The organism is Actinophytocola sp., assembly GCF_045807065.1.
GTDB lineage: Bacteria > Actinomycetota > Actinomycetes > Mycobacteriales > Pseudonocardiaceae > Actinophytocola.
In genome coordinates this window covers 1-3,396 of sequence record NZ_JBJMIE010000020.1, presented here as the reverse complement: position 1 = coordinate 3,396, position 3,396 = coordinate 1, and the positions used below count along the sequence as shown (strand labels likewise).

General features: G+C 66.4%; 4 protein-coding genes. All 4 read left to right on the top strand.

Annotated features, from left to right (window positions below; translation table 11 throughout):
- The first annotated feature begins 230 nt into the window (after nucleotides 1-230).
- Entirely contained in the window at nucleotides 231-1,247 is a 1,017-nt protein-coding gene (locus tag ACJ73U_RS01265; RefSeq protein ID WP_407775608.1) for an ABC transporter ATP-binding protein, read from the top strand.
- A gap of 79 nt (nucleotides 1,248-1,326) precedes the next feature.
- The gene (locus ACJ73U_RS01260) at nucleotides 1,327-2,106 is read left to right on the top strand and encodes an MlaE family ABC transporter permease (RefSeq protein ID WP_407775609.1); all 780 of its coding nucleotides are present in this window, start codon (nucleotides 1,327-1,329) and stop codon (nucleotides 2,104-2,106) included.
- Between the two features lies 1 nt (nucleotide 2,107).
- Nucleotides 2,108-2,965 (top strand): MlaE family ABC transporter permease, encoded by an 858-nt coding sequence (locus ACJ73U_RS01255; RefSeq protein WP_407775607.1) that lies wholly within the window; start codon nucleotides 2,108-2,110, stop codon nucleotides 2,963-2,965.
- Nucleotides 2,962-3,396, top strand: a 435-nt coding sequence (locus ACJ73U_RS01250; RefSeq protein ID WP_407775606.1) for an MlaD family protein, incomplete at its 3' end; no start/stop codon positions are given. The genes ACJ73U_RS01255 and ACJ73U_RS01250, both read left to right, overlap by 4 nt.

Genomic DNA, 3,396 nt, shown 5'->3' with positions numbered 1-3,396 from the left:
CCTTCTCGATCTTCTCTGCCGCCGTATGATGGATCATGAAAATGCCGTTCCGCGCATCGGAGTAGACCGAACGGCGTAGTGGACGGCGTTTTGCTCAACCAAAGAGAAAATCCCGTTTTCACATTGTCAGCAGAGTGCGAAAAACTGAATGAATCTTGCTGGGTGAGACGCGGCTCGTTAGCGTACTCGCCAGTAGATAAGCACGGCCTCGACACCAACGGAGGTGCCCTTTGGGAGTTGAGGTCGTCGTGGAAAATCTCTCGAAGTCTTTCGGTAGACAGCGCATCTGGCACGACGTGACGCTCACGCTGCCGGCGGGCGAGGTCAGCGTCATGCTGGGCCCCTCCGGCACCGGGAAATCCGTCTTCCTGAAATGTCTGATTGGCCTGTTGAAGCCGAACACCGGTCGGATCCTCATCAACGGCGTTGACCTGGTGCGTTGCTCCGAACACCAACTCTACGAGACCCGAAAACTGTTCGGCGTCCTGTTTCAGGACGGTGCCCTGTTCGGCTCGATGAACCTGTATGACAACATCGCGTTCCCGCTGCGGGAGCACACCAGGAAAAGCGAAGGCGAGATCAGGGACATCGTCTTGGGCAAGATGGAGATGGTCGGCCTCGCCGGTGCGGAGAAGAAGCTCCCCGGCGAGATATCCGGTGGCATGCGCAAACGCGCCGGCCTCGCCCGCGCGCTCGTCCTCGACCCGCAGATCATCCTGGTCGACGAGCCGGACTCCGGCCTCGACCCGGTGCGCACCAGCTACATCTCCCAGCTCCTCATCGACCTGAACGCGCAGGTCGACGCCACGATCCTGATCGTCTCGCACAACATCAACCTCGCCCGCACGGTCCCGGACAACATCGGCATGCTGTTCCGCCGCGAGCTGGTCATGTTCGGTCCCCGCGAGGTCCTGCTCACCAGCGAGGAGCCGGCCGTCAAACAGTTCCTCAACGGGTCGCGCATCGGCCCGATCGGCATGTCGGAAGAGAAGGACGACGCCACGATGGCCATGGAGCAGGCGCACGCCGAGGCCGGCCACCACGACGGCTCGACCGAGGACGTCCGCGGTGTCGTCCCACAGCTCCAGCCGACGCCCGGGCTGCCGTACCGCGAGGCCGTGCGCCGCCGCAAGGACCGCGTCATGCGGATCATGCACACGTTGCCGCCGGGCGCCCGGCGGGGCATCCTCTCCAGCCTGGACGCCGAGGACCGGCAGAGATACCAAATCGGGGCACCAGGCTTATGAGTGGAGCTTGCGGAGCGAATCATCGGGCGCAGGGCGACCGCGAGCGGCGACAGGGTGCCTGCGAGGGGTCGGCGTGAGTATGAGGCAAGGTTTTCCGGGGGCCGCGGCGATGCGGCAGACCGGTCGGCTCTACGCGTTGGGTCTGGACGTCATCCGCTGCACGTTCAAGCGGCCGTTCCAGTTCCGTGAGTTCGTCGGGCAGTTCTGGTTCATCGCGAGCGTCTCGCTGTTGCCGGCGGCGCTCGTGGCGATCCCGTTCGGCGCGGTCATCGCACTGCACCTCGGCTCGCTGACCCAGCAGATCGGCGCGCAGTCGTTCACCGGCGCGGCCAGCGTGCTCGCGATCATCCAGCAGGCCAGCCCGGTCGTGACGGCCCTGCTCATCGCGGGTGCTGGGGGCTCGGCCATGTGCGCGGACCTCGGCTCCCGCACCATCCGCGAGGAGATCGACGCGATGGAGGTGCTGGGCGTCAACCCCGTCCAGCGGCTCATCGTGCCGCGCGTGCTCGCCGCGATGGGCGTGGCCGCGTTCCTCAACGGGCTCGTGTCCGTGGTCGGCGTGCTCGGCGGCTACTTCTTCAACGTGGTCATGCAGGGCGGCACGCCCGGCGCGTACCTGGCGAGCTTCTCCGCGCTGGCGCAGCTGCCGGACCTGTGGATCTCCGAGATCAAGGCGGTGATCTTCGGCTTCGTCGCCGGGGTGGTCGCCTCCTACCGCGGCCTCAACCCCGGCCGCGGCCCGAAGGGCGTCGGGGACGCGGTCAACCAGTCCGTGGTGATCACGTTCCTGCTGCTGTTCCTGCTCAACCTCATCCTGACGACGCTGTACCTGCAGCTCGTGCCGCCGAAGGGAGCGTGAGATGGCGCTCCTGGACGAGCGGCCCAAGGCCGACAACCGGTTCATCGCCGCCGTCGACCGGCGCTTCACGTTCCTCGACGTCCTCGGCGACCAGATCTTCTTCTTCCTGAAGGCGATCGCGTGGATCCCCCGCGCGATCCGCCGCTACGGCAAGGAGATCGTGCGCCTGATGGCCGAGGTCAGCTTCGGCTCCGGTGCGCTCGCGGTCATCGGCGGCACGATCGGCGTGATGGTCGGCATGACCGCGTTCACCGGCGTCGTCGTCGGCCTGCAGGGGTACTCGGCGCTCAACCAGGTCGGCACGTCCGCGCTGGCCGGGTTCATCTCGGCCTACTTCAACACGCGTGAGATCGCGCCGCTGGTCGCCGGCATCGCGCTGTCGGCCACCGTCGGCTGCGGCTTCACCGCACAGCTCGGCGCGATGCGGATCTCGGAGGAGATCGACGCGCTGGAGGTCATGGGTGTGCCGAGCATCCCGTACCTGGTGACCACGCGGATCATCGCCGGCTTCGTCGCGATCATCCCGCTGTACGCGATCGGCCTGCTGACCTCCTACATCGCGTCGCGGCAGATCACGATCTGGTTCTTCGGTCAGTCCGCCGGCACCTACGACCACTACTTCCACCTCTTCTTACCGCCGGTCGACGTGCTGTACTCGTTCGGCAAGGTGCTGGTGTTCAGCGTGGTCGTCGTGCTGGCGCACTGCTACTACGGCTTCCGCGCCAGCGGTGGCCCGGCCGGGGTGGGTGTGGCGGTCGGCCGGTCGGTGCGCACGTCCCTGGTCGCGGTCAACGTGATCGACCTGTTCCTGAGCCTCGCCCTGTGGGGCGCCACCACGACGGTGCAGGTGGCCGGATGAGGAAGCTGGCGCGTAGGTCCGCGGGGGTGGCGTTCCTGGTCGTGATGGCCGTGCTCGCATGGCTCGCCATCTCGGTGTACCAGCAGAAGTTCTCCGACGACGTGACCATCACGCTGAAGACGGACCGGATCGGCAACCAGCTCAACAAGGCCTCCGAGGTCAAGGCGCGCGGCGTGGTCGTGGGCACGGTCCGGGCGGTGAACCCGGGCCAGGACGGCGCGGACGTCGAGCTGGCCATGAAGCCGGACACGCTCTCGCGCATCCCCAAGGATGTCACCGCGTTGCTGGTGCCGAAGACGCTCTTCGGCGAGCGGTACGTCCAACTGTCCATTCCGGACGGTTCCACGAAGGACCCGATCAGGGCCGGCGACGTCATCCGGCAGGACCGCTCGAAGAACGCGATCGAGCTGGAGAAGGTGTTCGACGACCTG